Consider the following 26,332-nt stretch of genomic DNA (forward strand, 5'->3'; position numbering starts at 1 on the left):
GACGCGTCCGCTGGGGCGCCGGTGCGGGTGTGACCGCCCGGGGCGTGTCGTTCGCGCCCCGACCGGGGGATCCCGCTCCATGACGCGCGGGCCGGTTCACCTGGGCGGGCAGGGGAGTGGATGCCGGGGACTCGGCGTGCGAGTCGGGGTGCGTTTCCCGTGTGGGGCTTCTGTTTCGCGCCCCGCACGGCGGGTCCCGCCCGAACTCGTCGGCCGGTTCCCCTCCGCGGACGCGTGCCGGGCGAGGCCCGGGCCGGGCCGGGCGGCTTCGGCCGGTTCCCTTGCACGGACGCGTGCGGGGCGTGGCCGGGCCGGGCCGGGCGGCTTCAGCCGTCGAGGGGCCAGCCGCAGTAGGCCTCGGCGAGGTACGCGCGGCCGTGTTCCGACTCCACGACGGTGCGCAGCTCGCCGAGCTGGCGGCGGCGGTCGAAGTCGGTGGCATCCGGGGCCACGTGCAGCAGGCTCGTCATCCACCACGAGAAGTGCTGCGCCTTCCAGATGCGGCGGCTGGCCGTCTCGGGGTAGGCGTCGAGCAGGCGCTCGTCGCCGGCGAGCAGCAGATCGCGCAGGGCCGCGGCGAGCAACCGCACGTCGGCGATCGCGAGGTTCATGCCCTTCGCGCCCGTGGGCGGAACCGTGTGGGCCGCGTCGCCGACGAGAGCGACGCGGCCGCGGCGCAGCTCGTGCGCGACGAAGCTGCGGAAGCGCAGCACGTCGCGCTGGAAGATCGGCCCCTGCTTGAGCTCCGTGCCGGGCACGCGCTTCTGCAGCTCGTCCCACAGCTGCGCCTCGCTGTACGCGGCGGTGTCGGTGTCGGGGTCGCACTGGAAGTACATGCGCTGCACGGTCGCCGACCGCTGGCTGACCAGGGCGAAGCCGTCGGGGGAGTTGCTGTAGATGAGCTCCTCGCTCGAGGGCGGGGCCTCGCACAGGATGCCGAACCAGGCGAACGGGTACTCGCGGAAGTAGCCGCCGGTGCTCGACCCGGTGACGGCTGCGCGGGCGACGCTGCGCGAGCCGTCGGAGCCGACGACGAACTCCGCCTCGATCTCGAAGGGGGCGCCGTCGGCGTCGCGGGCGATCACGCGCGGCCGCTCCCCGTTCTCGACGCTCTCGGCGGTGATGCCGAAGCGCACGTCCTGACCCGCCTCCAGTCGCGCGGCGATCAGGTCCTTCAGCACCTCGTGCTGCGGGTACAGCCAAACGGCCCGGCCGACGGATGCCCCGAAGTCGATGCGGTGCCCCTCGCCCTCGAAGCGCAGTTCGATGCCGTCGTGGCGATGGCCGACGGTGCGGGCGCGCGAGGCCGGGCCGATGGTGTCGAGCAGCTCGACGGTGCCCTGCTCGAGGATGCCGGCGCGGATGGTGCTCTCGATCTCGTCGCGCGAGCGCTGGTCGATGACGACCGATTCGATGCCGGCCTGCTCGAGCAGGTGCGACAGCAGGAGGCCGGCGGGGCCGGCGCCGACGATGGCGACGCGGGTGCGGATGGTGGTGGTCATGGCGTCTCCTTCGACGGTGGCTGTGGTCGATGGTGCCCGCAGCGCATCCTTCTGGCTAGCTGACTCCCATTGATCGGGATGCCGCGCGGCATCCAGATCGCTGGCGATGAGCGTCGTGTCGAGGGCGGTGACTTCGGGGAAATGTACGCCGGGAGAGGGTGGAGGCGTGCATTTGGCCGAAGTCATCGGGGATGCGGCGCGGTGCGGCGGGTGGCGCGGCGGGCGGGCGGCACGGCGCGGCGCGGGTGGCGGGGTATCGCGCGGGTGGTGGGCCGGGGGTGGGCGGTGACTTCGGGGAAATGTACGCCGGGAGAGGGTGGAGGCGTGCATTTGGCCGAAGTCAGCGGGAACGCGGCGCGGTGTAGCGGGTGGCGCGGCGGGCGGGCGGCACGGCGCGGCGCGGGTGGCGGGGTACCGCGCGGGTGGTGGGCCGGGGGCGGGCGATGACTTCGGGGAAATGTACGCCGCGGGAGGGTGGGGGCGTGCATTTGGCCGAAGTCAGCGGGGGTGCGGCGCGGCGCGCGGCGGGCGGCACGGCGAGGCGCGGAGGGGCGCGGCGCGCGGCGCGAGCCGCGGAGGGCGGCGGACGCGGCGGGCGGCGGACGCGGCGGGCAGTGGGCGCGGCGGGCGAGGAGGCCGGAGGGGGAGGAGGGGCGGGAGGGGGAGGAGGGGTCAGCGGCGGTAGCCGAGGGCGCGCTCGGTGTCGCGGGCGGCGCGGTGCAACTCGACGAGGGCGAACTGCGTCTCGGCGTCGCGCGGCAGCACCACCGACAGAGCGGCGATCACCGCGCCGGTCTCGTCGCGGACGGGCACGGCGACGCCCGTCGAGACCTCGTCGACGTACCCGGGCGCGATGACGCGGCCGAGCGTGCGGATCTCGGCGAGGGTGCGGCGAAGCGCCGCCGGGTCGACGATCGTCTCGGGTGTGACGCGGGGGAGGGGGCCTGCCAGCACTCGCTCTTGCAGGTCGTGTGGGGCGAATGCCAGCAGCACCAAGCCCGACGACGACGCGTGCACCGGCAGGCGCCCCGCGACCCGCGTGATGTTGGCGCCCGAGTCGGGAGCGCTCAGACGCTCCAGGAACAGCGCCTCGTCGTGCTCGAGGATCGCGAGCTGCGTGTGTTCGCGGACGCGCTGCTGCACGCGCTCCATGTACGGAAGGGCCGCCTGGCGCAGGCGCAGGGCGTGCGACGAGCGCGTCGCCAACTCCCAGAGCCGCATGCCCACGCGGACGCGGCGCTCCTCGTCGCGCTCGAGCAGGCCGGCATCCACCAGCTCGTTGACGATGCGGTGCGCCGACGAGCTCGGCAGGCCCGCCCGCCGGCCGATGTCGGCCGTCGTCTGGGCGGTGCGCGTGGGGGTGAACGTCTCGAGGATGCGCACGAGCCGGTCGGTCACAGAGTCGCCGGAGGGGGAGTTGGCCACGACTCCAGGATGCCACGACTCCCATTCAGTGGGAACGGTCTGGCTTCCCGCCGGGCGGTGTCGGACGATGGAGGCGTCGAAGGAGACCCCATGTCCCACACCCCCGCCGCGGCGCCCGAGACGCTGCTGGCCGCCCCCGACCAGGCGTCGCAGTCCGAGATCGTCGACGAGATCCGCGCCCGTCACGCCGAGCTCGCCGCGCTCGAGGCCGCCGGGGAGCGCGTCGCCGCCACCGCGCACGACTTCCCCGCGTACCGCTCGAGTGTGCTGCGGCATCCGACCAAGAACCCCAAGCTCGTCGACCCCGAGACGATCGAGCTGTTCTCGCCCGCGTTCGGGCAGCGCGACGTCGCCGCGATCGAGTCCGACCTCACCCTGCAGCACGCCGGGGAGCCGCTGGGCGAGCGCATGAGCGTGCAGGGGCGCCTGCTCGACTCGTGGGGGCGGCCGATCGCGAATCAGCTCATCGAGATCTGGCAGGCGAATTCCGCCGGGCGCTACATCCATCAGCGCGACCAGCACCCCGCCCCGCTCGACCCGAACTTCACCGGCGCCGGGCGCGCGGTCACGAACGCGAACGGCGAGTACCGCTTCACCACGATCAAGCCCGGGCCGTACCCCTGGAAGAACCACCGCAATGCGTGGCGTCCGGCGCACATCCACTTCTCGGTGTTCGGCTCGTCTTTCACGCAGCGACTCGTGACGCAGATGTACTTCCCGGGCGATCCCCTCTTCGCGCTCGACCCGATCTACAACAGCATCCACCGGCAGAAGGACCGCGACGCCCTCGTCGGCGTCTACGACCACGACCTCACCTCGCCCGAGTGGGCGACGGGGTACCGCTTCGACATCGTCGTCGACGGACCGGATGCCACCTACTTCGAGCAGGAGGGCGAGTGAGATGACGACGACATCGATTCACGGAGAGGTCCCTGAGCCTGTCGATGGGGTCCCTGAGCCTGTCGATGGGGTCCCTGAGCCTGTCGAAGGGCCCGCCAAGACCCACCGCCCGACCCCCGGCCAGACGGTCGGCCCCTTCTTCGCGTACGGCCTCGAGTTCCCGAAGCAGCACCAGGTCGCGTTCCCGCACTCGCCCGGGGCGATCGTGCTGGGCGGCACCGTGTACGACGGCGCCGGGGCGCCCATCCCCGACGCGCTGATCGAGATCTTCGGGGCGGATGCCGACGGCTCGGTGCCGCGGGCGCGCGGCGCGTTCCGCCGCGACGACCACACGTTCACCGGCTTCGGTCGCGCCTTCACCGACGACGAGGGGCACTTCGAGTTCTGGACGCGCGAGCCCGGCGGCATCCAGGGCCGCCCCGGCTTCTTCGCCGCGATCGTGTTCGCCCGCGGCCTGCCCGACAAGCTCCACACGCGCATCTACTCGCCCGCCGATGAGGCCGCGCTCGCCGCCGACTCGCTGCTGGCCTCACTGACGTCGGAGGAGCGCGCTAGCCTCATCGCGACGCGCACGCCCGACGGCGGTCTGCGGCACGACATCCGGCTGCAGGGCGAGAAAGAGACGGTGTTCCTTGCCTTCTGAGGCCTTCGATCGCGGGCTGCTCACGCCGGTGGCCGTCGGTCACGATGCCCTCGTGTCGGATGCCTCGGTGCTCGACGCCCTCGTGCGGGCGGAGTGCGCGCTCGTCGCGGCCTACGCCGAGCTGGGCGTGGCGCCGCAGGAGGCTCGTGCCGAGATCGACCACGTCTTCGGCCTCGACGAGAAGGGCGGTGCCCCGTCGGCGACGCTCGACGTCGACGCACTCCTCTCGGCCTCGGTGGCGGGCGGGAACCCCGTGATCCCGCTCGTGGGGATGCTGAAGGACCAGGTGCCGGCGGCTCACCGCCCCTGGATCCACCGCGGCGCGACGAGCCAGGACATCCTCGACACCGCCCTCATGATCGTCGCGCGCCGCGCTGTGGAGCAGGTGCGCGCCTCGCTCGGGAACACGGCCGAGTGGCTGCGGCAGCTGGCCGGGCGTCACGCCGACGACGTGGCCGTCGCGCGCACGCTGACCCAGCACGCCGTGCCGACCACCGTGGGCGCCCGGGCGGCGACGTGGGTGCAGGCGATCGCGCGCGCGGCATCCCGTCTCGATGCGCTGACCTTCCCGGCGCAACTCGGCGGTGCGGGCGGAACGCTGGCGTCGTTCGTCGAGATCACCGGATCGGTGGATGCCGCGGCCGCACTGCCCGCGGCCTACGCTCGGGCGACGGGGCTCGACGCCCCCGACGCGCCCTGGCACGTGACGCGCTGGCCCGTCACCGAGCTCGGCGACGCCCTCGTGCAGGCGCTCGATGCGCTCGGCAAGTTCTCCGCCGACGTCGCCACCCTCAGCCGCACCGAGATCGGCGAGGTCTCGGAGGGCGTCGGCGGCGGATCGTCGGCGATGCCTCAGAAGCAGAACCCCGCGGAGGCGGTGCTCATCCGTTCCGCCGCTCTCCGCGCGCCGCAGTTGGGCGCGACGCTGCACCTGGCGGCATCCCTCGCCGTCGACGAGCGCCCCGACGGCGCGTGGCACGCCGAGTGGCCGACGCTGCGCGACCTGCTGCGGCTGGCGCTGGGGGCGTCGTGGCACGCCTCTTCCCTCGCGGCGCACCTGCGGGTGGATGCCGTGGCGGCGGCGCGGAACGCGGGGATCACCGGCGGACGCGTCGTGAGCGAGCGCCTGCGCGGCGTGCTGGTGCCGCTGATCGGCGCTGCGCGATTCGCGGAGCTGCTGAACGGCTCCGATGGCCTGGCCGCGCGGCTCCGGGCGCTGCCCGAGGCCGCCGGGCTCGACGTCGACGCCCTGCTCGACCCGCGGGCGTACGTCGGACTGGCGCCGCGGCTCGCGCGCGGCGGGGCGGCGGGCGCGCGCGAGGGCGGCGACGCCGGAACCGCGGGCGATCGCCGAGACCGCCCGGGATCTGGCAACAACGCGTGCGGGGTGGGCGCATGAGTGCGGTTCCGCTGATCTCGCTGACGGCCCCCGTCGGGCCCGCCGAGGCGCCGCTCGTGGTGGTGGGACCCTCGCTCGGCACGTCGACCATCCTGTGGGACGACGTCGTGCCGCTGCTCGCCGACGACTACCGCGTCGCCGCCTGGGACCTCCCGGGCCACGGCGCCGGACCCGTCGCGCGGGAGCCGTTCACGGTCGCCGACCTCGCCGACGCGGTCGCCCGGGCCGTTCCCGACGACACCTTCCTCTACGCCGGCGTCTCGCTCGGCGGGGCCACCGGCCTCGAGCTCGCCCTGCGGCACGGCTCGCGTCTGCGGGGCGCCGCGATCGTGGCATCCGGAGCCCAGCTCGGCGACCCCGCCGCCTGGCACGATCGCGCGGCGCAGTCGCGGACGCAGAGTACCTCGAGCCTCATCGTGCCCTCCGCGCAGCGCTGGTTCGCGCCCGACTCGATCGCTCGACGACCCGAGCTGACCGGTCGTCTGCTGCACGCGCTTCAGGATGCCGACGACGAGAGCTATGCCCGCTGCTGCGAGGCGCTCGCCGCGTACGACGTGCGGTCCTCGCTGAGCGGGATCGAGGTGCCGGTCCTGGCCGCCTGGGGCGCCGTCGACGCCGTTGCGCCCGAGGCCAAGGCCGTCGAGATCGCGGAGGGCGTGCGCGACGGCCGCATCGCCCGCATCGACGACGCCGGGCACCTGCCGCCCGCCGAACAACCCGAGGCCGTGGCGGCGCTGCTGCGGTCGTTCTTCGCATCCGTTTCTGGAAAGGACGCCTGATGCCCACCGATCAGGAACGCTACGACCAGGGCATGGCCGTGCGCCGCGCCGTGCTGTCGGACGCGCACGTCGACCGCGCCACCGCGGCCGCAACCGACCTCACCGCGGACTGGCAGGACTTCATCACGCGCGTGGCCTGGGGCGATGTGTGGTCGCGCCCGGGCCTCGACCGCCGCTCGCGCTCGGTCGCCGTGCTCAGCTCGCTCATCGCGCACGGGCACCACGAGGAGCTCGCGATGCACCTGCGGGCGGCGCTGCGCAACGGTCTGACGATCGAGGAGATCCGCGAGGTCATCCTGCAGGCGGCGATCTACTCGGGTGTCCCGGCCGCGAACACCGCGTTCCGCATCGCGTCCGAGGTGTTCGGCGCCCTGCCCGGTGACCAGGCTCCGGGCGCGGCATCGAACGCGACCCCGGGAACCCCGGCGTCCGCATCCGCGGACGTTTCGGCATCCGCTCCCGCCGGAACCCCGGTCTCGGCGCCCGCCGACGTTCCGGCATCCGCTCCCGACGAGGGAGGCGCGAAGTGATCGACAAGACCGTGCCCGACGTCGCGGCGGCCGTCGCCGGCATCCCCGACGGTGCCACCGTGATGATCGGCGGCTTCGGCCGCGCCGGGCAGCCCGTCGAGCTCATCGACGCGCTCATCGCGCACGGCGCGCGCGAGCTCACCGTCGTCAACAACAACGCCGGCAACGGCGACACGGGCCTCGCGGCCCTGCTCGCGGCGGGCCAGGTGCGCAAGATGATCTGCTCGTTCCCGCGGCAGAGCGACTCATGGGTGTTCGACCGGCTGTACCGCGAGGGGAAGGTCGAGCTCGAGCTCGTGCCGCAGGGCAACCTCGCCGAGCGCATCCGCGCCGCGGGCGCCGGCATCGGCGGCTTCTTCACCCCCACCGGGTTCGGCACGCAGCTGGCTGAGGGCAAGGAGACGCGGCGCATCGACGGCCGCGACTACGTGCTCGAGTATCCGATCCACGCCGACGTCGCGCTCATCAGCGCGCGAGCCGCCGACCGCTGGGGCAACCTCGTCTACCGCGAGACCGCGCGTAATTTCGGGCCGATCATGGCCGCGGCTGCGACGACCACCGTGGTGCAGGTCGACGAGATCGTGCCGCTCGGCTGGCTCGACCCCGAGACCGTGATCACCCCGGGGTTGTACGTCGACCGCGTCGTCGCGGTCGGGGAGCGTCCGTGGCTGCGCGACGGCGAGTTCGTGGGAGGCGTCGACATCGAGGGTCGGCCCCTCGCACCCGAGGAGGGTGCGGCATGAGCGTGTGGACCGCCGAGGCCGAGTCCCGCGGCGCGGATCCGCGCACCGACGAAAGGGCAGCACAGTGACCACCCGCATCTCCCGGCGCGACCTCGCCGCCCGACTGGCATCCGACATTCCCGAGGGCGCCGTCGTGAACCTGGGCATCGGGGCGCCCACCCTCGTGGCCGACTACTTGCCCGAAGGCCTCGAGATCGTGCTGCACACCGAGAACGGCATGCTCGGTATGGGCCCGGCGCCCGAGCGAGGGCGGGTGGATCCGGATCTCATCAACGCGGGCAAGCAGCCGGTCACGGCGCTCGCCGGAGCCGCATACTTCCACCACGCCGACTCGTTCGCGATGATGCGCGGCGGGCACCTCGACGTGTGCGTGCTGGGGGCGTTCCAGGTGTCGGCGACCGGCGACCTCGCCAACTGGTCGACGGGCGAGCCCGGGGCCATCCCGGCGGTGGGCGGCGCGATGGACCTCGCCATCGGCGCGAAGGACGTCTACGTCATGACCGACCTGCTGACGAAGGGCGGCGAGCCCAAGCTCGTCGAGGTGTGCACCTACCCCCTCACCGGCGTCGGATGCGTCTCGCGCGTCTACACCGACCACGGCGTCTTCGACGTCACGCCTGACGGCTTCCGCGTGCGCGAGCTGTTCGGCGACAACACGCATGACGAGATCGAGGCGCTGCTCGGTCTGGAACTGGAGGCCTGAGCCATGCCCGCATCCTTCGTGTACGACGCCGTGCGCACTCCGTTCGCGCGGCACGGCAAGGCGTTCGCCGACGTACGCCCCGACGATCTCGCCGCCACCGTCATGGCATCCGTCGTCGAGCGCACCGGGATCGACCCCGCGCGCATCGAGGACGTGATCTTCGGCGACGCGAACCAGGCCGGCGAGGACAACCGCAACGTCGCGCGCTTCGCCGCTCTGCTCGCGGGCTTTCCGTCGTCGGTGCCCGGCACGACGATCAACCGCCTGTGCGGTTCGTCGCTGGATGCCGTGATCCAGGGTTCGCGCGCCATCGAGGCCGGCGATGCCGACATCATCCTCGCCGGCGGCGTCGAGTCGATGACCCGCGCGCCCTTCGTGGTGGAGAAGAGCCCGCGGCCCTTCCCCGCCGCGAACCAGACGATGTGGAACACCTCGATCGGCTGGCGCATGACCAACCCGCGGCTGCGGAAGGACTGGACGATCTCGAACGGCGAGAGCGCCGAGAAGCTCGCCCAGATCTACGACGTCTCGCGTGAGGAGCAGGATGCCTTCGCCGCCCGCAGCCACCGCCTGGCCGCCGCCGCGTGGGCCGAGGGCCGGTTCGCCGACGAGATCGTGCAGGTCGAGGGGCACGAGCTGGCCCGTGACGAGGGCATCCGCGACGACTCGACCGCCGAGGTACTCGCGGGCCTGCGCCCGGCGTTCCAGAAGGACGGCACCGTGACGGCCGGCAACTCCTCGCCCATCAACGACGGCGCCTCGGCGGTGCTGCTCGGGGCGGAGGGAGCCCTGGATGCCGAGCCCCTGGCGCGCATCGCCGGTCGGGCCGCGTTCGGCAACGACCCCGACGTGTTCGGCGTCGCCCCGGTCGAGGCCGCGAACCGCGCGCTCGCCCGCGCGGGCCGGTCGTGGAGCGACGTGTCGTTCGTCGAGCTCAACGAGGCGTTCGCGTCGCAGTCCCTCGCGTGCGCGAAGCTGTGGACCGAGCTCGACCCGTCGACGCTGAACGAGAACGGCGGCGCGATCGCGATCGGACACCCGCTCGGCGCTTCCGGTGGGCGCATCATCGCCCGCGCCGCGCACGAGCTGAAGCGCCGCGGCGGCGGCGTCGCGGTCACGGCGATCTGCATCGGCGTGGGCCAGGGCCTCGCGGTGGTGCTGGAGCGCTGAGTCCCGGCATCCGGGCTACCTCTTGCTCCGGGGGCGCGCGCATGCGTGTCCCACTTCGTGCGGGTTTGGGCGGCTGGGGCTGCACTTTGCGGGACATGGGGTGCGGTGGGTGAGCTGAGCCGTGGGTGGGCTGTGCCGTGGGTGGGCTGTGCCCTGGGTGGGCTGTGCCGTGGGTGGGCTGTGCCTTGGGTCGGGGTGAGCGTGTCCCACTTCGTGCGGGTTTGGGCGGCTGGGGCTGCACTTTGTGGGACATGGGGTGCGGTGGGTGGGCTGTGCCGTGGGTGGGCTGTGCCGTGGGTGGGCTGTGCCGTGGGTCGGGGCGCGCGTGTCCCACTTCGTGCGGGTTTGGGCGGCTGGGGCTGCACATTGTGGGACATGGGGTGCGGTGGGTGGGCTGTGCCGTGGGTGGGCTGAGCCGTGGGTGGGCTGTGCCGTGGGTCGGGGCGCGCGTGTCCCACTTCGTGCGGGTTTGGGCGGCTGGGGCTGCACTTCGTGGGACATGGGGTGCGGTGGGTGAGCGGAGCCCGACGCGAGGTTCGTATGTCCCACTTTGCGCGGTGTGGGGGTGCTCCAGACAGCCGGTTTCGGGACATGGTCTGTGCACAAGTGGGACGAGGGGTCGCTGAGTGGGCGCAGGACGCAGGACGCAGGACGCGGGACGGGTGCGGGAGCAGGTGTGAAGCCGCGGGTGATGCGCGGCATCAGAACCTCTTATGTCTGAAAGAGGCCAAAGCGGGGTAGCGTCGAAGCGAACCACAGAGAGAGTGAGCGACGATGCTTCTCGAAAGAGACCTCATCCAGTCCGTCGGCTTCCGCAACGTCCGCGAGGGCGGTGAGATCACCGGCTTCCAGTTCCGCGTCCGGATGCCGTCGTACCGCGGCATGGCGGCCTCGCTGATCGACGGCATCGGCGTCCGCATCCCGGGTCTGGTCGACGTCGCGCCCGACGTGCCGCTGTGGACCCTGCAGGGCGGGACCTACACGCTCGCCGAGCTGTGGGACGGCGACGGCGTGCGCTGGCCGCTCGAGGACGCCGCGATCATCACCGTGCCGCTTCCCGGTGGTCTGCCCGACGGGGTGCACGAGTTGTCGATCGAGCTGCGGCTGCGGATGTCGTACATCCCGCAGGAGCACCAGCCGAGCACCTACCGGGTCACCAAGCACGTCACGCTCGCGCCCGAGGCACCCGGCGCCCCGTTCCGATACGGCGTCTCGCTCTACAGCTACATGAGCGATTTCGGCACGGTCATGGACCTCGAGACCGCCATGGCCTCGATCGCCGACCTGGGGGCGACGGGCCTGGAGATCCTCGGCGAAGCGCACGTGCCGAACTACCCGAACCCCACCGACGCGTGGGTCGAGCAGTGGTTCGCCCTGCTCGAGAAGTACGGGCTCGAGCCCACCAACATGGGCTCGTGGATCGACACGCGCCTGCACTCCAGCGGCCCGAACGGCCGTGACATGACGGTCGAGGAGGGCACGGCGGCCCTGCAGCGCGACCTGCGCCTGGCCAAGCGCCTGGGCTTCCGTTTCGTGCGACCCAAGATCGGGGTCGTCTCGGGCGATCTCGTCCCGCACCCGATCTGGACCGAGGTCGTCGAGGCATCCCTCCCGCTCGCCGAAGAGCTCGACGTCATCATCTGCCCCGAGATCCACTCACCGACCCCCATCAAGCACGAGGTCGTCGACGACTACATCGCCCTCATCCACCGCACCGGTACGAAGCACTTCGGCCTGCTGCTGGACACCGGCATCTTCCAGGACCGCCCGATTCCGCTGAAGCCCGGTGAGCTGCCGGGCCAGCGCCCGGCGTTCCTCGACGGCATCCACGTCGACCCGAACGATGTGTTCGACGTGATCGAGAACGTCGTGTTCATCCAGGCGAAGTTCCACGACATCGACGAGGAGCTCGACGACAAGCAGATCCCCTGGGAGCCGGTGCTGAAGGCCCTCAAGGACGCGGGCTACACCGGCTACCTCTCCAGCGAGTACGAGGGAGAGCGTGAGCCGTGGCGCTCCATCGAGCAGGTGCGCCGCCAACACTCGCTCATCCGCCAGATCGCCGACCGGATCTGAGGAACGTCATGCCCAACGGACTCATTCACGACGACAGCCTGCGCGCGCACCCCGAGGGACTCGCGCTGCGGCTCACGATCCCCTGGTACCGGAGCCTCTGGCTGTCGTCGGTGACGACGCTCGACCTGACCGTCGACGGCGAGCAGGTGGATGCCGACGACCTCCGCGTCGAGTTCGGTGACGCCTCGTACCGACTCGACGAACTCCCGCAGCAGAGCGAACGGCTCTGGTTCCTGCAGGAGCACCCCCTCCTCGTCGCCCGCCGCCCCGAGCCGGTCGCCCTCGGCGAGACCCACGACGTCGTGCTGCACGGCGAGCTGCGCCTGCCGTACATGCAGATCGCCCCCGGGCAGGACGGCGGGCCGGGGCTCTACGTGCCGAACGTCGTGCACGACGTGAAACCCCTTACGGTCGTCGATGCGGATGCCACGCCCCCGGCGCTCGTGTCCGACGTCACGCCCCCGCCGCCGGCCGCCGACGACGATCCGTTCCGCCTCGGCCTGACGCTGTACTCGGCGAGCGCGGAGTTCCGCGCCGGCTACTACGACTTCGACGGGCTGCTGGACCGGGTGGCGGAGCTGGGGATCGGCCCGGGCATCGAGATCGTGGCATCCCAGGTGCTGCCGACCTACCCGGTCGTCTCCGACGCGTTCGTCGACACGTGGCGCGCGGCGTTCGACCGGCACGGCTTCGTCGCCAGCTCGTTCGGCGCGAATCTCGACATGGGGCGGCGTCGCGACCGCGACATGACGCCCGACGAGGAGTTCGCGTTCTCGAAGCTCATGTTCGAGGGGGCGAAGAAGCTGGGCTTCCCGCTCGTGCGCATCCAGAGCGCCAAGCCCGAGCTGCTGCGTCGCCTGCTGCCGATCGCCGAAGACCTCGAGCTGAAGCTCGCGTACGAGATCCACGCCCCGATGGGGCCGAACGCCGAGCCGATTCTGCGCGTGCGCGAGACGTACGCCGAGCTCGACTCGCCCCTGCTCGGCTTCGTCGCCGACTTCTCGTCGACCATGCACGCCATGTCGCCGACGCTGCTGCGGGCCGTGCAGCGCGCCGGGCTCGACGAGGAGGCGGTCGCGAAGCTGCAGGAGATCTGGACGACGGATGCCACGATGCAGGCGCGCCAGCAGGAGTTCATCGCGTACCTGCGCGGACGGGACTTCGACCCGGGCCGCCTCGGTGCCTTCGCGCACCTCGCGTTCAACATGCACGGCCACGTCGACCCGCGCGAGTGGGCCGACATCATGCCGCAGATCCTGCACGTGCACGCGAAGTTCTACGACATCGACGACGCGGGGCAGGAACCGGCCATCGACTACCCGGAGCTCGTGCGGGTGTTCGTCGAGGGCGGCTACCGCGGCTTCTGGTCGAGCGAGTGGGAGGGTCACGCCTTCGCCGAACTCGGCGAGGTCGACCCGCTGCTCTTGGTCAGGCGCCAGCACGACCTCATCCGCGCGTCGATGCGGGCGGTGACGGCGGGGGTCTGACGCGCCGCCGGGTGGGCGAGCCCGGGTATCTCGGACACGTGACCCCACCTCGAAGGGCGGGCGGGAATTACGCGGTTGTAGTTTCGAAGCTTCGCTCGGAGCGGCGACTTTCCACAGGGCGTGTGCACAGAGAACCGGGGTTTACGCACACCTCTCCACAGAGTTATCCACAGGTGTGAGGGAATTCTCTCGTAGGGGCGTGCGGCCCGGACCGGGTGAGGGGTCGGATGCCGAGCCGTCGGGCGTCCACGAGACTCCGTCGGGGTGTTTCCGAGGCTCGACGCGGTCGCTGTCGCTGTCGCTGTTACGGTCGCGGCTCGCGTGGCGCGGGGCGCAGGGCCGCGGGCGGAGCGTCACGGGGCGCGGGGCGTAGGGCCGCGGGCGGAGCGTCACGGGGCGCGGGGCGCAGAGTCGTAGGCCGCGCGTCGCGGGACGCCGGGCGTGCGACGGGGTGGGGCGCGTGGCGCGTGGCGCAGGCCGCGCGTCGCGGGACGCCGGGCGTGCGACGGGGCGGGTCAGTGTGGCGCGGTCAGTGTGGCGCGTGGCCCGCGGCGATCACGCGACCGGCCTCGGCGAAGAGGCCGCGCATCCACTCGTGCTCGGGATCCCGGTTGTGCGAGGGATGCCACCACAGCGCGCTCACGATGGGAGTCGCCACGAACGGCAGCGGCACCACGCGGATCCCGCCGATGCGCAGCAGGTGCGGGGCCAGGGCCGACTGCACCAGTCCGACGCGGCGTGTGCCGCTGATGAAGTGACCGACCGACAGGAAGCTCTCCAGCACGACCTCGATGTGCGGCTCGACGCCGAGCTGCTGGATCTGTCGAGCGGCCGAGGTGAAGGCCGAGCGCGACTGGAAGGTCAGCACCCACGGCATGTCGGCCAGGTTCTGCATCGTGAGCTCGTCGCCGACGGCGTCGTTGTCGTCGGCGACGACGGCGAGCCAGTCGTCCTGCCAGAGGTCGAGGTAGGGCAGGTCCGAGACCGGCCCGTGGGGGATCACCATCGCATCGGCCGATCGCAGTCGGGTCGCCGCGTCTTCGACGATGCCGGGATTGTGCAGCATGAAGCGGAAGCGCACCCCGGGCGCGCGCTCGGCGGCGAGTTGCGACACGATCGTGCCGACGGTGACGAAACCGTAGTCCGACCCGTAGATCGAGAACTCCCGCGCGGACTCCGACGGCGACCACGACGCCTGACTCTCGAAGACGCGCCGGGCGGCCTCGAGGGCCGTGCTCGTGTGGTCGGTGAGACGGATCGCGAACGGGGTCAGCTCGTAGGTGTTGCCCCGACGCGCGAGGATCTGGTCGTTGAAGTGCGTACGCAGGCGCGAGAGTGAGGCGCTGAGGGCGGGCTGGCTGAGGTGCAGGCTTTCCGCCGCGCGCGTGACGCTGCGCTCCGTGAGCAGGGCGTCGAGCGCGACGAGGAGGTTGAGGTCGAGGCGCGAGAGCGTCGCATGATCGGTCACCACGTCGTGATCCTTCGTCGGGGGAGCTGTGGCGAAAGTGTATCAATCACGTCTATGCCGGTGCTAGTGCGTATATCTCTGAGCGATGCGTGTTCTGCGGCGCCGCCCCTTATGCGCCGCATCGCAAAGACTTATGTGCTTTTCTGGCGCATCGCGCCGATACTGAGTCACACAGCACAGGCGCTTCCGCTGAAGGGACCGCCGACAACGACGTCAGAAAGGCTGGCCCATGGCTCCGCAACGCCGCTTCACGCGTATCGCAGGTCTTCTCGTTCTTCCCGCCACCGCTTCCCTCGTGCTCGCCGGGTGCTCCGGCTCCGGCTCGGGCGACGCCTCGCAGGGCGGATCGAACTCGTTCTCCCTCACCTACGCCACCTCCAACAACATCGAAAGCCCCTTCGAGGCGCTGGCGAAGAAGTACATGGAGGCGAACCCCGATGTCACCATCACCCTGAACCCCCAACCGAACGACACGTACGGCGACACGCTGCGCACGCAGCTGCAGGCGGGCAACGCCTCCGACGTCCTCGAGACCGAGGCGGGGAGCGGCCAGACCCGCAGCATCATCCCGCTCGCCAGGGCCAACTTCCTCGAGCCGCTGCCGGAGTCGGTGAAGGACGTCATCCCGGCGGGCAGCGAAAACCTCGTGACACTGGACGGCACCATCTACGGCCAGCCGTTGGGCATCTCGTACGCCGGTCTCATCTACAACGAGGTGGCGGCCACCGCGGCCGGCATCACCTCCTTCGCCACGACCGAGAACGAGCTGATCACGCAGTGTCAGGAGGCGAGCGCGGCGGGGAAGAGCCTGTTCGTCCTGGCGGGAGCGACCGTGCCGAACGCCGGCATCACGGCATCCATCGTCGCCGCCACCCGCGTGTACGCCGAGACGCCGGACTGGAACCAGCAGCGACTCGACGGTGAGGTGACCTTCGCCGACAGCGCCGGGTGGAAGGACACGCTCGAGACCGTCAAGAAGTTGTACGACGAGGGCTGCTTCCAGGCGGGGGCGGAAGGCGCCGGATTCGACGCCATCACCAACGGCCTGACGTCGGGAACGAACATCAGCTTCTTCGGCCCCGTTTCCAACGCCGCGCAGCTGCAGTCGGCCGCTCCCGAGCAGAAGTTCGTCGCCCAGGCGTTCCCGCCGGCCACGGCCGGTGACAAGTCCTTCGGCGTGGCCAGCCCCACGTATTCGCTGTCGCTGAACGCCGCCTCCGCGAACAAGGACGCCGCGAACGCCTTCCTCGACTGGGTGGCCGCGCCCGAGCAGGCCAACCTGTTCGCCGATGTCTCCGGGCTGCTTCCCGTCAGCGGCCTGTCGTCGCTCGACCTGTCCAGCACGATCTACGCCGACGTCGCCGATCAGATCGAGAACGGTGACTACACCCCGCTGGCCAACTCCGACTGGCCCAACGCATCCGTCTACGACGCCCTCGCGACGGGCGTGCAGGGACTGCTGACCGGGCAGAGCACGGTCGAGAGCGTCCTCGCCTCGCTGGACACCGCCTGGGATCAGTGAGTCCCCGCCGGCCGGAGCGCTCGCGCTCCGGCCGGCGCATCCCCCACGACGACGGAGCAGAGGGCGACATGACAGCGACATTGCAATCCGAGACCGAAGCGGTGATCGTTCCGCGACGCAACGGTCACCGCCGCCGGGTGCGGCCACCCCGCCGGCCGGGCCTGTTGAAGTTCGGTTACTGGTGGTGGGCCCTGCCCGGCATCCTGATGGTCCTGGCCATCCACTACGTCGCGACGACCGTCGGCGGGTTCTTCTCGTTCACGAACTGGACCGGAATCGGGGACTTCGACTTCGTCGGGTTTGAGAACTTCCGGAGGATCTTCGCCGATCCCACCAAGATCGCGGCCCTCGGCAACACGCTCTTCCTCGCCTTCGCTTCCGTCATCCTGTCGAACGCGGCGGGCCTCGGGATCGCGGTCGGCCTGAACCGCGTTCTGAAGACCCGATACATCCTGCGCACGCTGTTCTTCATGCCGGTGGTGCTCAGCCCGCTGGCGACGTCCTACATCTGGAAGTTCATCTTCCAGTTCGACGGTCCGCTCAACGTCATCCTCCGGGCGGCCGGGCTCGGCGACTACGCCAAGACCTGGCTGGCCGACCCGGCGTGGGCCATCTGGGCGGTGCTCATCGTCGTGGTGTGGCAGAACATCGGCTTCGCGATGGTGATCTACATGGCGGGCCTCGCCGCTGTCCCCGTCGAGATCGAGGAAGCCGCGGCCATCGACGGCGCGAACCTCTGGCAGCGCTTCTGGCACGTCACCATTCCCTCGATCCGTCCCGCGATCGCCATCGCCACGACTCTCGGTCTCGTCAACGGTCTGCGCATCTTCGACCAGATCATGGCGTTGACCGGCGGCGGCCCCGCCAACGCCACCGCCACTCTGGCCACCGAGGTCTACAAGCAGGCCTTCTCACTGGGCAACTTCGGCTACGGCGCGGCCCTGGCGCTGTTGCTCACCGTGATCATCCTGGCCTTCGCCGTCGTGCAGCAGCGCGCCGGTCAGGGCCGCAACGCGGAGGACTGACGCACGATGTTCCGCTACACAAAACTCTCAGCGCTGCGCGAAGTCGGTTTCTGGATCGTCGCCCTGCTGTATCTCGCACCGTTCTACCTGCTCGTGACGATCTCGCTGAAAGGCGACCAAGAAAGCGTGTCGTCCTCGCCGCTGGCTCTGCCGACGGCTCCCTCGTTCGACAACTTCGCGAAGGTGCTGAACGCGACGGGCAACTCCAACGTCGTGCTGGGCCTCGTGAACAGCGTCATCATCACGGCGGGCAGCATCGTCTTGATGGTGCTGCTCGGCTCTTTGACCGGCTACGTGATCGCGCGCTCGACCCGACGGTGGAGCCGCGGCGTCTACTACCTGTTCCTCGTCGCGATCGTCCTGCCGACGCAGCTGGGTACCGTCCCGCTCTACATCGGCGCGCGGACACTCGGTCTCACCGGTACGACGTGGGGCATGATCCTGCTCTACTCGGGGATGCTGATGCCGCTGGCGATCTTCCTCTACGCCGGGTTCTTCCGCGGGCTCGGCACCGAGTACGAAGAAGCTGCGGCCATCGACGGGGCGTCCCGCACGCAGATCTTCTTCCGTATCGTCCTGCCCCTGATGTCTCCTGCGACCGGAACCGTGGCGATCCTCGCGGGGCTCATCGTCTGGAACGACTTCTTCACGTCGCTGATCTTCCTCGGGGGCTCCAAGTCGCAGACGCTGCCGGTCGCGATGTATTACTACATCGGCTCGCTGGTCTCTCAGTGGAACCAGATCTTCGCGATCGTCATCATCTCGATGATCCCGATCCTCGCGTTCTACCTGTTCGCACAGAAGCGATTCATCCAGGGATTCGCCGGCGGGCTGAAGGGCTGAGACGTGACCGACAATCGTGCGGCGTTCGAGGCGTTCTGCGACCTGTTCTATACGCAGAAGCGCGTGGCGGCGGCCTTCGCGTTCCTCGTCGCGGACGACTACATCCAGCACAATCCGAACGTGCCCGACGGCCCGCAGCCGGCGATCGACATGCTGACGCCGAAGTTCGACGGCTCCCCGGACGCCCGCTTCGAGATCCAGCGCATCCTCGTCGACGGCGACCTGGCGATGGTGCACGTCAGAGCGAGCCTCCCCGGCCTGCCCGTCGCGGCCGTGGCCGACATCTACCGATTCGAGAACGGCCGGATCGTCGAGCACTGGGACGTGTTGCAACCCGTCCCGGCGCATGCCGCTCACGATCACCCGATGTTCTGACCACCAGGAGACCCGCTCATGTACCAACTCGCCCCCAACATCGAACTCCTCTTCACGGAGGCCGGCGACTACCACGACCGCGTTCGCGCGGCGGCGGCGGCCGGCTTCGACGCCGTCGAGATGTGGGGTCCGACCGGTGTCGATGCGCCCGCCAAGCCGAAAGACCTGCCGGCCCTCAAGGCCGCACTGCAGGAGTCCGGCGTGCAGCTGACGGCGCAGCTCGCCGAACCGCGGACGCAGTTCATGATCCCGCCGTGGGACCACTCGGAGTTCTTCCGCACGCTCGACGAGAGCGTCGAGATCGCCCGGGACCTCGGCTGCCCGCGCATCGTCGTCGGCAGCGGCACGGGCTTCGGCGGGTGGAAGCGACAGGTGCAGCTCGACAAGCTCATCGAGATCTACCGCAAAGCGATCGCGCAGATCGAGGGGACGGGCGTGGGCCTCGTGCTCGAGCCGGTCAACGTCCGCGTCGACCACCCCGGCTCGCTGCTCGACCGCACCGCCGAGGCCGTCTACGTCGCGCGGGGCGTCGCCTCGCCGCAGTTCGGCGTGCTGTACGACATCTACCACTCGGCCGTCGAGGGCGAGGACATGCAGGCCGAGCTGGCGAACGCCGGTGACCTCATCCACTACGTGCAGCTCGCCGACGCCCCGGGCCGGGGTGAGCCCGGCACGGGGAACCTCGACTGGAACGAGCGCTTCCGGCTGCTGCGCGACAGCGGCTACGACGGGCCGGTCGGTCTGGAGTACTACCCGACCACCGCGTCGGAGGCCTCGGTCGCGCACGTCGTCGAGATCGCGCGCGCGGCATGAGCGCTCGGGAGTACCCGACCGCGGTCGACGTCGTCATCGTCGGCAGCGGACCGACCGGCTCGGCGTATGCGCGCATCCTCTCGGAGCGCGCGCGTGGAACCACCATCGCCATGTTCGAGGTGGGGCCGACGGTGTCGGATCCACCCGGCGCGCACGTGAAGAACATCGCCGACCCCGCTGAGCGGACCCGCGCGCAGGTGGCCTCGGAAGGGCCGGGCGAGCGCGGCGAGAAGGTCGCCAATCCCGGCGCGGCGAGGGCCGGCGTGCGCGGCGCGCGTCCCGGCACCTTCCTGCTCGACGACGGCTACGCCTTCGAGGGTGAGGACGGGATGCCGGTGGTGGCGATGTCGAGCAACGTCGGCGGCATGTCGGCGCACTGGACGGGCGCCTGCCCGCGCCCGAACGACAGCGAGCGCATCGAGTTCCTCCCCGATCTCGACGAGCTGCTCGACGAGGGCGACCGCCTGCTCGGCGTCACCACGCACGCCTTCGACTCGGCACCGTTCGGGGCGATCGTGCGCGAACGGCTCTCGACCGCGGTCGACGCGGGTCGCGTCGACGAGACGAAGGTGCAGCGGATGCCGCTCGCCGTTCACCGTCGCGACGACGGGGCGCCTGGTGTGGTCGGGCTCGGACGTGGTGCTCGGCGAGGCGACGCGGGAGAACCCCGGGTTCTCGCTGTTCGACGAATCCCTCGTGGTGCGCGTGGTCGTCGAGGGCGGCCGCGCCGCGGGGGTGATCGTCCGCGATCTGCGATCGGGCGAGGAGCACCGGGTCGCGGCGCGCTTCGTCGTCGTTGCGGCCGATGCGCTGCGGACGCCTCAGCTGCTGTGGGCGTCGGGCGTGCGTCCGGAGGCACTGGGGCGCTACCTGAACGATCAGGCGCAGGTCGTCTTCGCCTCCCGGCTGCGCGACATGCCGCCGCTCGCGGAGGACGCCCCGACGGCCGGGCTCGCGGAGTACAGCGGTGTCAGCTGGGTGCCGTTCACCGACGACATGCCGTTCCACGGCCAGATCATGCAGCTCGACGCCTCGCCCATCCCGCTCGCCGAGGACGACCCGGTCGTGCCGGGGTCGATCGTGGGACTCGGACTGTTCTGCGCGAAGGACCTGCGGGCCGACGACCGCGTCGTCTTCGACGACGAACACGTCGACGGATACGGGATGCCGGCTCCGCGCATCCATTACCGCCTCACCGAACGGGACCACGGGGTGATCGAGCGGGCGCGGCAGGAGATCGTGCGCTTGGCCGAGGCCATCGGCGACCCGGTCGGCGATCGGCCCTTCACGCTGCCGCTCGGTTCGTCGCTGCATTACCAGGGCTCGACGCGGATGGGCCTCGTGGACGACGGCACGAGCGTGTGCGACCTCGACAGCGAGGTGTGGGGTGTGCCGGATCTGTTCGTCGCCGGCAACGGCGTCATCCCGACCGCGACCGCGTGCAACCCGACGGTCACCTCGGTGGCGCTCGCCGTGCGAGGAGCCCGCAAGATCGCGGCCGTGCTCTCTCAGGAGCGGACTTCGACGGTCTCGGCATCCGCTTGATCCTTGCTTATGTCTAAATTAGACATTAGACTGCAGAAATAAGGACAAAGAAGTTCGCGGCATCGGCCGCACCGACGAGGAGGTCATGGTGATCCCGGATCGCATCATCGAGCAGGGCACGCTCACCGCCCGCGAGGGACGGGTGTCGGTGGAGGTTCGCCTTCCCTGGTACCGGGCACTGCCGGCATCCTGCATCTCCGGAGCGAAGCTCGCCGTCGACGGCGTCGAAGCGCCCGCGGAGTCGCTGCGCTGGGAGATGAACGGCGAGGAGTTCACCTTCGTCGAGATGAAGACGAACACCTCGGAGTGGTGGTTCCCGACCGATTCCGCGGTGCTGTCGGGAGACTTCTCCGTGGATGCCGGGGAGCACGAGGTCCGCGTCGACCTCGAGCTCTTCATCCCGTACATCATCATCGCCGACGACCAGGTGCTGCACATCGAGGAGCACGACACGAAGACGATGACCGTCCGCCAGGTCGAGGAGGCCCGCGCATGACCCTTCGACAGGCTCAGGGACCCCTTCGACAGGCTCAGGGACCCCTTCGACAGGCTCAGGGACCCCTTCGACAGGCTCAGGGACCCGAGCTCGGCACGCCCATCCAGGGCGTCACCCTCTACAGCTTCACCCGTGCGTTCCACGGCCGCGAGTACGACCTCGACCAGCTCATCCGCAAGACCGCGGCCGAGGGTTTCGGGCCGGGTCTGGAGATCATCGGGTTCTCGAGCTTCCGCGGCTTCCCCGAGATCGACGACCACTTCGCCGGCCGCTTCGGCGACCTCATCGACGAGGTGGGGCTCGTCCGCACCTCGCTGGCGGTCAACGCCGACATCGGCCTGCGCCCCGACAGGCTCATGGACCAGGACGAGCTCATCGCCTACATGCGCAAGCAGATCGCCGCGGCGGCCAAGCTCGGCTTCCCCATCGCGCGGGTGCAGATCTCGCTCACGCCCGACTCGATGGAGGCCCTGGCCCCCATCGCCGAGGAGTACGGCGTGACGCTCGCCCTCGAGGTGCACGCCGACCAGTACGCCTCGCACCCCCGCATCCTGGCTCTGCGCGACCGTTACGAGAAGGTCGGCTCGCCCTTCCTCGGATTCACGATGGACTGGGGCGCCACCGTCACCGGTTTCGCGCCCTCGCTCATCGAGGCCTATCGCCGCCGGGGTGCGTCGGAGGAGCTGCTGTCCGCGGTCGTCGCCCTCTGGGACGAGTACTACGAGCAGGGTCCGCCCGCCGATCAGGCCGACCACGGTCAGCGTTTCGGCCGCTTCATCGGGCTCGCCCACCAGCACGGACGCCCCGACCTCGGCATCGACTTCGGCATCAACGGCACCGGGCTCTTCGGGCCGGCGCGCGTGGACGACTGGCTCGAGATCTTCCCGTGGATCCGTCACGTGCACGGCAAGTTCTTCGGCATCGACGACAACGGCGACGAGCCGTCGGTGCCCGTGGCCGACCTCATCACGCTGCTGGTCGAGAACGGCTACAGCGGCGCCGTGTCGAGCGAGTACGAGGGGTGGCACTGGAACCACTGGCAGAGCCCGTTCGAGATCATCCGCGGTGAGCAGGTCATCCAGCGTGCGGCGGCCGAGAAGGCCGGCTCGCACATGGTGACGGATGCCGTGGCCGCCCGCCGCGCCCTCAACGCCCACCTCGCGCACGCCGTGCGCGTCTGACCCTTCGACAGGCTCAGGGACCCCCTTCGACAGGCTCAGGGACCCCTTCGACAGGCTCAGGACCCCGGCAGAGGTGGCTGAGCTTGTCGAAGCCCCCCCCCGTCCCCCCTCCCGCCCCGACCCAAGGACCGGAAATGACGAACGACACCAACGGCATCGCCGGAACAGGCATCAAACTCGGCACCACTCTCTACTCGATGACGAGTGAGTTCGCCGCGGGGCTCTACACCCCCGAGACACTCATCAAAGAGGTGCACGATCAGGGCATCGGCCCCGGCGTCGAGTTCAACTTCGCCCAGCTGCTGCGCTCGTACCCCGACGTCGACGCGGAGTTCACGAAGCTCTGGTTCGACTCGCTCGAGACCTACGGGCTCGAGGCGAGCGCCGTCGGCACGAACCTCGACATGGGGCGCCGAAAAGACCGCGATATGACGCCGGACGAGGAGCACGACTTCTTCGCCCGCCAATTGAAGTCGGCGCACACCCTCGGCTTCAAGACGGTCGTCATCCGCTCGGCCGGCAAAGAGCTGCTGCGGAGCCTGCTGCCCCTCGCCGAGAAGTACGACCAGCGGCTCGGCTACGAGATCCACGCGCCCTCGGGCCCGAACGACCCCAAGGTGCTCGAGATCCGCGAGGTCTACGACGAGCTCGGCAGCGACCGGCTCGGCTTCACCGCCGACTTCTCGTCGACCATGCACTCGCTGTCGCCGACGCTGCTGCGCACGCTCGGGCAGATGGGCATGGACGAGAAGCACTTCCCGGTCATGGAGGAGATCTGGCACGAGCCCACGCCCATGCACGTGCGCAACCAGAAGTTCGAGGACTACCTGTCGGGCGAGGGCGTCGACTTCCTGCGCTTCGGGCCGTTCACCCGCCTGGCGTTCAACATGCACGGGCTCGTGCCGCCGGAGGAGTGGCTCGACATCATGCCGCAGATCTTCCACGTGCACGCGAAGTTCTACGACATCGGCGCCGACGGCGAAGAGCCCGCCATGGACATCCCGCGCATCGTGAAGCAGTTCGTCGAGGGCGGGTACCGGGGTTACCTCTCGAGCGAGTGGGAGGGCCACGCCTTCGCCGACCTCGGCGAGGCCGACCCCATCGACCTCGTCAAGAAGCAGCACGCGCTCATGCGCCAGGCCATCGAAGACACCGTCGCGGCGCACCAGCCCGCGTGACGACAGCACCACGAAGGAGTCACCATGTCGAACACCACCACCGACGTCTCGGTCGACCAGCTCATCGCCGAAGTCGCGCGCCTGCGCGAACAGGTCGAGGCCGCGCACGCCCTCGCGCAGCGCGCCGAGGACCGCGGTCAGGTCGAGAACCTGTTCAACCGCTACATGTTCCTGCACAACGCCTTCGAGGACGAGCAGATCATCCCGATGTGGGTGAAGGAGGGCACCGAGGGCATCCGTGCGCGCTACACCAACGCCGGCCAGTACACGACGTGGCAGAGCGTCACCGACTACCACCGCGGTCGCCCCCACCCCGAGGGCAAGCTCATCCTTCACACCACCAACACGCCGGTGATCGAGGTCGCCGCCGACGGCAAGACGGCCAAGGGCGTCTGGCTGATGGCCGGCACCGAGTCGGGGCTCACCGACCCGAAGGTCGCGGAGGCGTTTCCCGAGATGTACTCGCCCGACGAGGTGCTCGGCAAGAAGGTCTGGGCCCACTGGGTGTGGTGCAAGTACGCCATCGATTTCCTCAAGCAGGACGGCGAGTGGAAGTTCTGGAAGTTCCGCTGCTACGAACTCGCCCGCGCGCCGTTCGAGGAGAACTGGGTGAGCTTCGGCCTGAAGAACCAGGGCGCGTTCGACCTCGACCTCATGTACTTCGGCGACGACGGAAAGCCCGTCTTCATGCCGAAGGCCGACGAGCCGGTGCCGTCGACGAACCACCCGTACAGCCCCGAGACCACGCAGAAGCTCGAGCCGGTGCCGCCGGTGCCGCACCAGAGCTTCACCGACACCTTCGCCTGAGAGACACCATGGCCACCCACAACTCGCTCTTCGCCGAGAAAGACGTCCGACGCACCGACGACGGCCTCGCCGTCTCGGTGCAGCTGCCCTGGTACCGGAGCCTCTGGCTGTCGGCGGTGGACGACGTCGCCGTCACCGTCAACGGGGTCGCGGTGCCCACGGACGACATCCGCTTCGCTCTCGAGGGGCGCGAGTACCGCGTCGAGGAGCTGCCCGAGCAGTCGGAGACGCTGTGGTTCGTCGCCGACCGCCCCGACGTGCTGATCCACCTCGACACCCCGCCCGCCGCGGGCGAGACGGTGACCGTCGAGGTCGTGCTCACGATGCGTCTGCTCTACATGCAGATCATGCCGGGCGTCGACGGCGGCCCCGGCCGCTACGTCACCAACCGGGTTCCGGTCGAGCGCGAGCTGGTGCTGTCGTGACCCTTCGACAAGCTCAGGGACCCCATCGACAAGCTCAGGGACCCCTGCGGGTTGCGATGATCGGCTACGGCTTCATGGGCGCCGCGCACTCGGTGGGCTGGCGCCAGGCGCCCCGCATGTTCGATCTGCCGCGCGCGGTCGAGATGACCGTGGTGGTGGGCCGGAACGCGGATGCCGTGGCATCCGCCGCCGAGAAGTGGGGATGGGCCGAGTCGGCCACCGATTGGCGCGAGGTGATCGCCCGTGACGACATCGACATCGTCGACATCGTCACGCCCGGCGACTCCCACGCGGAGATCGCGATCGCCGCCCTCGAGGCCGGCAAGCACGTGCTGTGCGAGAAGCCGCTGGCCAACACCGTGGCCGAGGCCGAGGCGATGGCCGAGGCGGCCGAGCGGGCCCGTGCCCGTGGCATCCGGTCGATGGTCGGATTCACGTATCGCCGCGTACCGGCGGTGACGCTGTTGCGCGACATGATCGCCGAGGGCGCTGTCGGCACGGTGCAGCAGGTGCGCGCGGCGTACCGGCAGGACTGGCTCGTCGACCCCGAGATGCCGCTCGCGTGGCGCCTGCAGAAGGAGCACGCGGGCTCCGGCGCGCTCGGCGACATCGGTGCGCACATCATCGACATGACCCAGTTCGTCACTGGGCAGGGCGTCGAGAAGGTGTCGGGCACGATCGACACCATCGTCGCCGAGCGCCCGTTGCCCGCCGACGGCTCGATGGGGCTCGCCAAGGGCGCCGGCGCAGGGGAGAAGGGCGCCGTGACGGTCGACGACGTCGCCCTCTTCACCGGCCGTCTCGCGAACGGTGCGCTGGTGTCGTTCGAGGCGACGCGGTTCGCGACCGGACGCAAGAATTCGCTCACCATCGAAGTGTCGGGCGACCGCGGCGCGCTCGCGTTCGACCTGGAAGACCTCAACAGCCTGCGGTTCTACGACCGCACGGCGCCCGAGGGGCGCCAGGGCTTCACGCAGGTGCTGGTGACCGAGCCGCAGCATCCGTACGTCTCGGCGTGGTGGCCCGCGGGGCACATGCTCGGCTACGAGCACGGCTTCAGCCATCAGGTCGTCGACCTCGTCGCCGCGATCGACGTCGGCACCGACCCGCACCCCTCGTTCGACGAGGGCCTGAGCGTGCAGCGCGTGCTCGACGCGGTCGAGCGCAGCAGCGCCGCCGAGTCGGCCTGGACGCGCGTGGGCGCACCCGTTCCCGCTCTCTGACATCTCGCGCGCGCCCGTCCGGGGCGCCTCGCACCCGTGCCGCGCATCCACACGCGGTGCGACCCCGCCTCGAA

The 26,332-nt window shown here is 70.3% G+C and carries 24 protein-coding genes and 1 pseudogene; 22 read left to right on the plus strand and 3 right to left on the minus strand.

Annotated features, from left to right (window positions below):
- Positions 1–326: 326 nt before the first annotated feature.
- Both QE392_RS04365 and QE392_RS04370 read right to left on the minus strand, forming a co-directional pair.
- A complete protein-coding gene (locus QE392_RS04365) occupies positions 327–1,502 on the minus strand; it encodes a 4-hydroxybenzoate 3-monooxygenase (RefSeq protein WP_307448458.1) in 1,176 nt (391 codons plus the stop codon).
- A gap of 672 nt (positions 1,503–2,174) precedes the next feature.
- Positions 2,175–2,927: an IclR family transcriptional regulator gene (locus tag QE392_RS04370; protein ID WP_307448461.1), complete on the minus strand. Its 753-nt coding sequence runs from the start codon at positions 2,925–2,927 to the stop codon at positions 2,175–2,177.
- A gap of 90 nt (positions 2,928–3,017) precedes the next feature.
- On the opposite strand from QE392_RS04370, the gene pcaH reads away from it, so the two are divergent.
- The 10 genes and pseudogenes from pcaH (at position 3,018) to QE392_RS04420 (ending at position 13,357) form a co-directional block, all read left to right on the plus strand.
- Positions 3,018–3,827 carry a protocatechuate 3,4-dioxygenase subunit beta gene (gene pcaH / locus QE392_RS04375; protein WP_307448464.1) on the plus strand — a complete coding sequence of 270 codons (810 nt, stop codon included), beginning with the start codon at positions 3,018–3,020 and terminating at the stop codon, positions 3,825–3,827.
- 1 nt (position 3,828) lies between these two features.
- Positions 3,829–4,470 carry a protocatechuate 3,4-dioxygenase subunit alpha gene (gene pcaG / locus QE392_RS04380; RefSeq protein ID WP_307448469.1) on the plus strand — a complete coding sequence of 214 codons (642 nt, stop codon included), beginning with the start codon at positions 3,829–3,831 and terminating at the stop codon, positions 4,468–4,470.
- A complete protein-coding gene (locus QE392_RS04385; RefSeq protein ID WP_307448472.1) occupies positions 4,460–5,869 on the plus strand; it encodes a lyase family protein in 1,410 nt (469 codons plus the stop codon). Before pcaG ends, QE392_RS04385 begins: the two co-directional genes overlap by 11 nt.
- Entirely contained in the window at positions 5,866–6,648 is a 783-nt protein-coding gene (locus QE392_RS04390; RefSeq protein WP_307448474.1) for an alpha/beta fold hydrolase, read from the plus strand. The genes QE392_RS04385 and QE392_RS04390 overlap by 4 nt, the downstream gene beginning before the upstream one ends.
- Positions 6,648–7,019: pseudogene (gene pcaC, locus QE392_RS04395) on the plus strand (4-carboxymuconolactone decarboxylase); the annotation flags it as partial. The gene QE392_RS04390 and the pseudogene pcaC, both read left to right, overlap by 1 nt.
- 155 nt (positions 7,020–7,174) lie before the next feature.
- The gene (locus tag QE392_RS04400; protein ID WP_307448479.1) at positions 7,175–7,921 is read left to right on the plus strand and encodes a 3-oxoacid CoA-transferase subunit A; all 747 of its coding nucleotides are present in this window, start codon (positions 7,175–7,177) and stop codon (positions 7,919–7,921) included.
- Positions 7,922–7,985: 64 nt separating this feature from the next.
- Positions 7,986–8,624 (plus strand): 3-oxoacid CoA-transferase subunit B, encoded by a 639-nt coding sequence (locus QE392_RS04405; RefSeq protein ID WP_307448482.1) that lies wholly within the window; start codon positions 7,986–7,988, stop codon positions 8,622–8,624.
- Between the two features lie 3 nt (positions 8,625–8,627).
- Positions 8,628–9,794: a thiolase family protein gene (locus QE392_RS04410; protein WP_307448486.1), complete on the plus strand. Its 1,167-nt coding sequence runs from the start codon at positions 8,628–8,630 to the stop codon at positions 9,792–9,794.
- Between the two features lie 774 nt (positions 9,795–10,568).
- The gene (locus tag QE392_RS04415; protein WP_307448490.1) at positions 10,569–11,870 is read left to right on the plus strand and encodes a C-glycoside deglycosidase beta subunit domain-containing protein; all 1,302 of its coding nucleotides are present in this window, start codon (positions 10,569–10,571) and stop codon (positions 11,868–11,870) included.
- Between the two features lie 8 nt (positions 11,871–11,878).
- A complete protein-coding gene (locus QE392_RS04420; protein WP_307448493.1) occupies positions 11,879–13,357 on the plus strand; it encodes a C-glycoside deglycosidase beta subunit domain-containing protein in 1,479 nt (492 codons plus the stop codon).
- 529 nt (positions 13,358–13,886) lie between these two features.
- Here the strand turns inward: QE392_RS04420 and QE392_RS04425 are convergent.
- A complete protein-coding gene (locus tag QE392_RS04425) occupies positions 13,887–14,825 on the minus strand; it encodes a LysR family transcriptional regulator (RefSeq protein ID WP_307454020.1) in 939 nt (312 codons plus the stop codon).
- A 229-nt stretch (positions 14,826–15,054) separates the two neighbouring features.
- On the opposite strand from QE392_RS04425, the gene QE392_RS04430 reads away from it, so the two are divergent.
- The 12 genes from QE392_RS04430 to QE392_RS04485 all read left to right on the plus strand — a co-directional run bounded on the left by QE392_RS04430 (position 15,055) and on the right by QE392_RS04485 (position 26,258).
- Entirely contained in the window at positions 15,055–16,347 is a 1,293-nt protein-coding gene (locus QE392_RS04430; protein ID WP_307448496.1) for an ABC transporter substrate-binding protein, read from the plus strand.
- Positions 16,348–16,415: 68 nt separating this feature from the next.
- Positions 16,416–17,372: a carbohydrate ABC transporter permease gene (locus tag QE392_RS04435; RefSeq protein ID WP_307448498.1), complete on the plus strand. Its 957-nt coding sequence runs from the start codon at positions 16,416–16,418 to the stop codon at positions 17,370–17,372.
- 6 nt (positions 17,373–17,378) lie between these two features.
- The gene (locus tag QE392_RS04440) at positions 17,379–18,215 is read left to right on the plus strand and encodes a carbohydrate ABC transporter permease (protein ID WP_307448501.1); all 837 of its coding nucleotides are present in this window, start codon (positions 17,379–17,381) and stop codon (positions 18,213–18,215) included.
- Between the two features lie 3 nt (positions 18,216–18,218).
- Entirely contained in the window at positions 18,219–18,590 is a 372-nt protein-coding gene (locus tag QE392_RS04445; RefSeq protein WP_307448504.1) for a nuclear transport factor 2 family protein, read from the plus strand.
- Positions 18,591–18,608: 18 nt separating this feature from the next.
- The gene (locus tag QE392_RS04450; protein WP_307448508.1) at positions 18,609–19,403 is read left to right on the plus strand and encodes a TIM barrel protein; all 795 of its coding nucleotides are present in this window, start codon (positions 18,609–18,611) and stop codon (positions 19,401–19,403) included.
- Between the two features lie 618 nt (positions 19,404–20,021).
- On the plus strand, positions 20,022–20,948 hold the full coding sequence (locus tag QE392_RS04455) for a GMC oxidoreductase (protein WP_307448511.1): 927 nt from the start codon (positions 20,022–20,024) through the stop codon (positions 20,946–20,948).
- A gap of 85 nt (positions 20,949–21,033) precedes the next feature.
- On the plus strand, positions 21,034–21,444 hold the full coding sequence (locus QE392_RS04460) for a C-glycoside deglycosidase beta subunit domain-containing protein (protein ID WP_307448514.1): 411 nt from the start codon (positions 21,034–21,036) through the stop codon (positions 21,442–21,444).
- The gene (locus QE392_RS04465) at positions 21,441–22,625 is read left to right on the plus strand and encodes a sugar phosphate isomerase/epimerase family protein (protein ID WP_307448517.1); all 1,185 of its coding nucleotides are present in this window, start codon (positions 21,441–21,443) and stop codon (positions 22,623–22,625) included. Before QE392_RS04460 ends, QE392_RS04465 begins: the two co-directional genes overlap by 4 nt.
- A gap of 134 nt (positions 22,626–22,759) precedes the next feature.
- Positions 22,760–23,803 carry a sugar phosphate isomerase/epimerase family protein gene (locus tag QE392_RS04470; protein WP_307448521.1) on the plus strand — a complete coding sequence of 348 codons (1,044 nt, stop codon included), beginning with the start codon at positions 22,760–22,762 and terminating at the stop codon, positions 23,801–23,803.
- Positions 23,804–23,827: 24 nt separating this feature from the next.
- Positions 23,828–24,610: a nuclear transport factor 2 family protein gene (locus QE392_RS04475; RefSeq protein WP_307448524.1), complete on the plus strand. Its 783-nt coding sequence runs from the start codon at positions 23,828–23,830 to the stop codon at positions 24,608–24,610.
- Between the two features lie 8 nt (positions 24,611–24,618).
- Positions 24,619–25,035, plus strand: coding sequence for a C-glycoside deglycosidase beta subunit domain-containing protein (locus QE392_RS04480; RefSeq protein ID WP_307448527.1), 417 nt, complete (start codon positions 24,619–24,621; stop codon positions 25,033–25,035).
- A 56-nt stretch (positions 25,036–25,091) separates the two neighbouring features.
- A complete protein-coding gene (locus tag QE392_RS04485; RefSeq protein WP_307448531.1) occupies positions 25,092–26,258 on the plus strand; it encodes a Gfo/Idh/MocA family protein in 1,167 nt (388 codons plus the stop codon).
- The last annotated feature ends 74 nt before the right edge of the window (positions 26,259–26,332 follow it).

This window comes from Microbacterium proteolyticum, from assembly GCF_030818075.1.
Lineage (GTDB): Bacteria > Actinomycetota > Actinomycetes > Actinomycetales > Microbacteriaceae > Microbacterium > Microbacterium proteolyticum_A.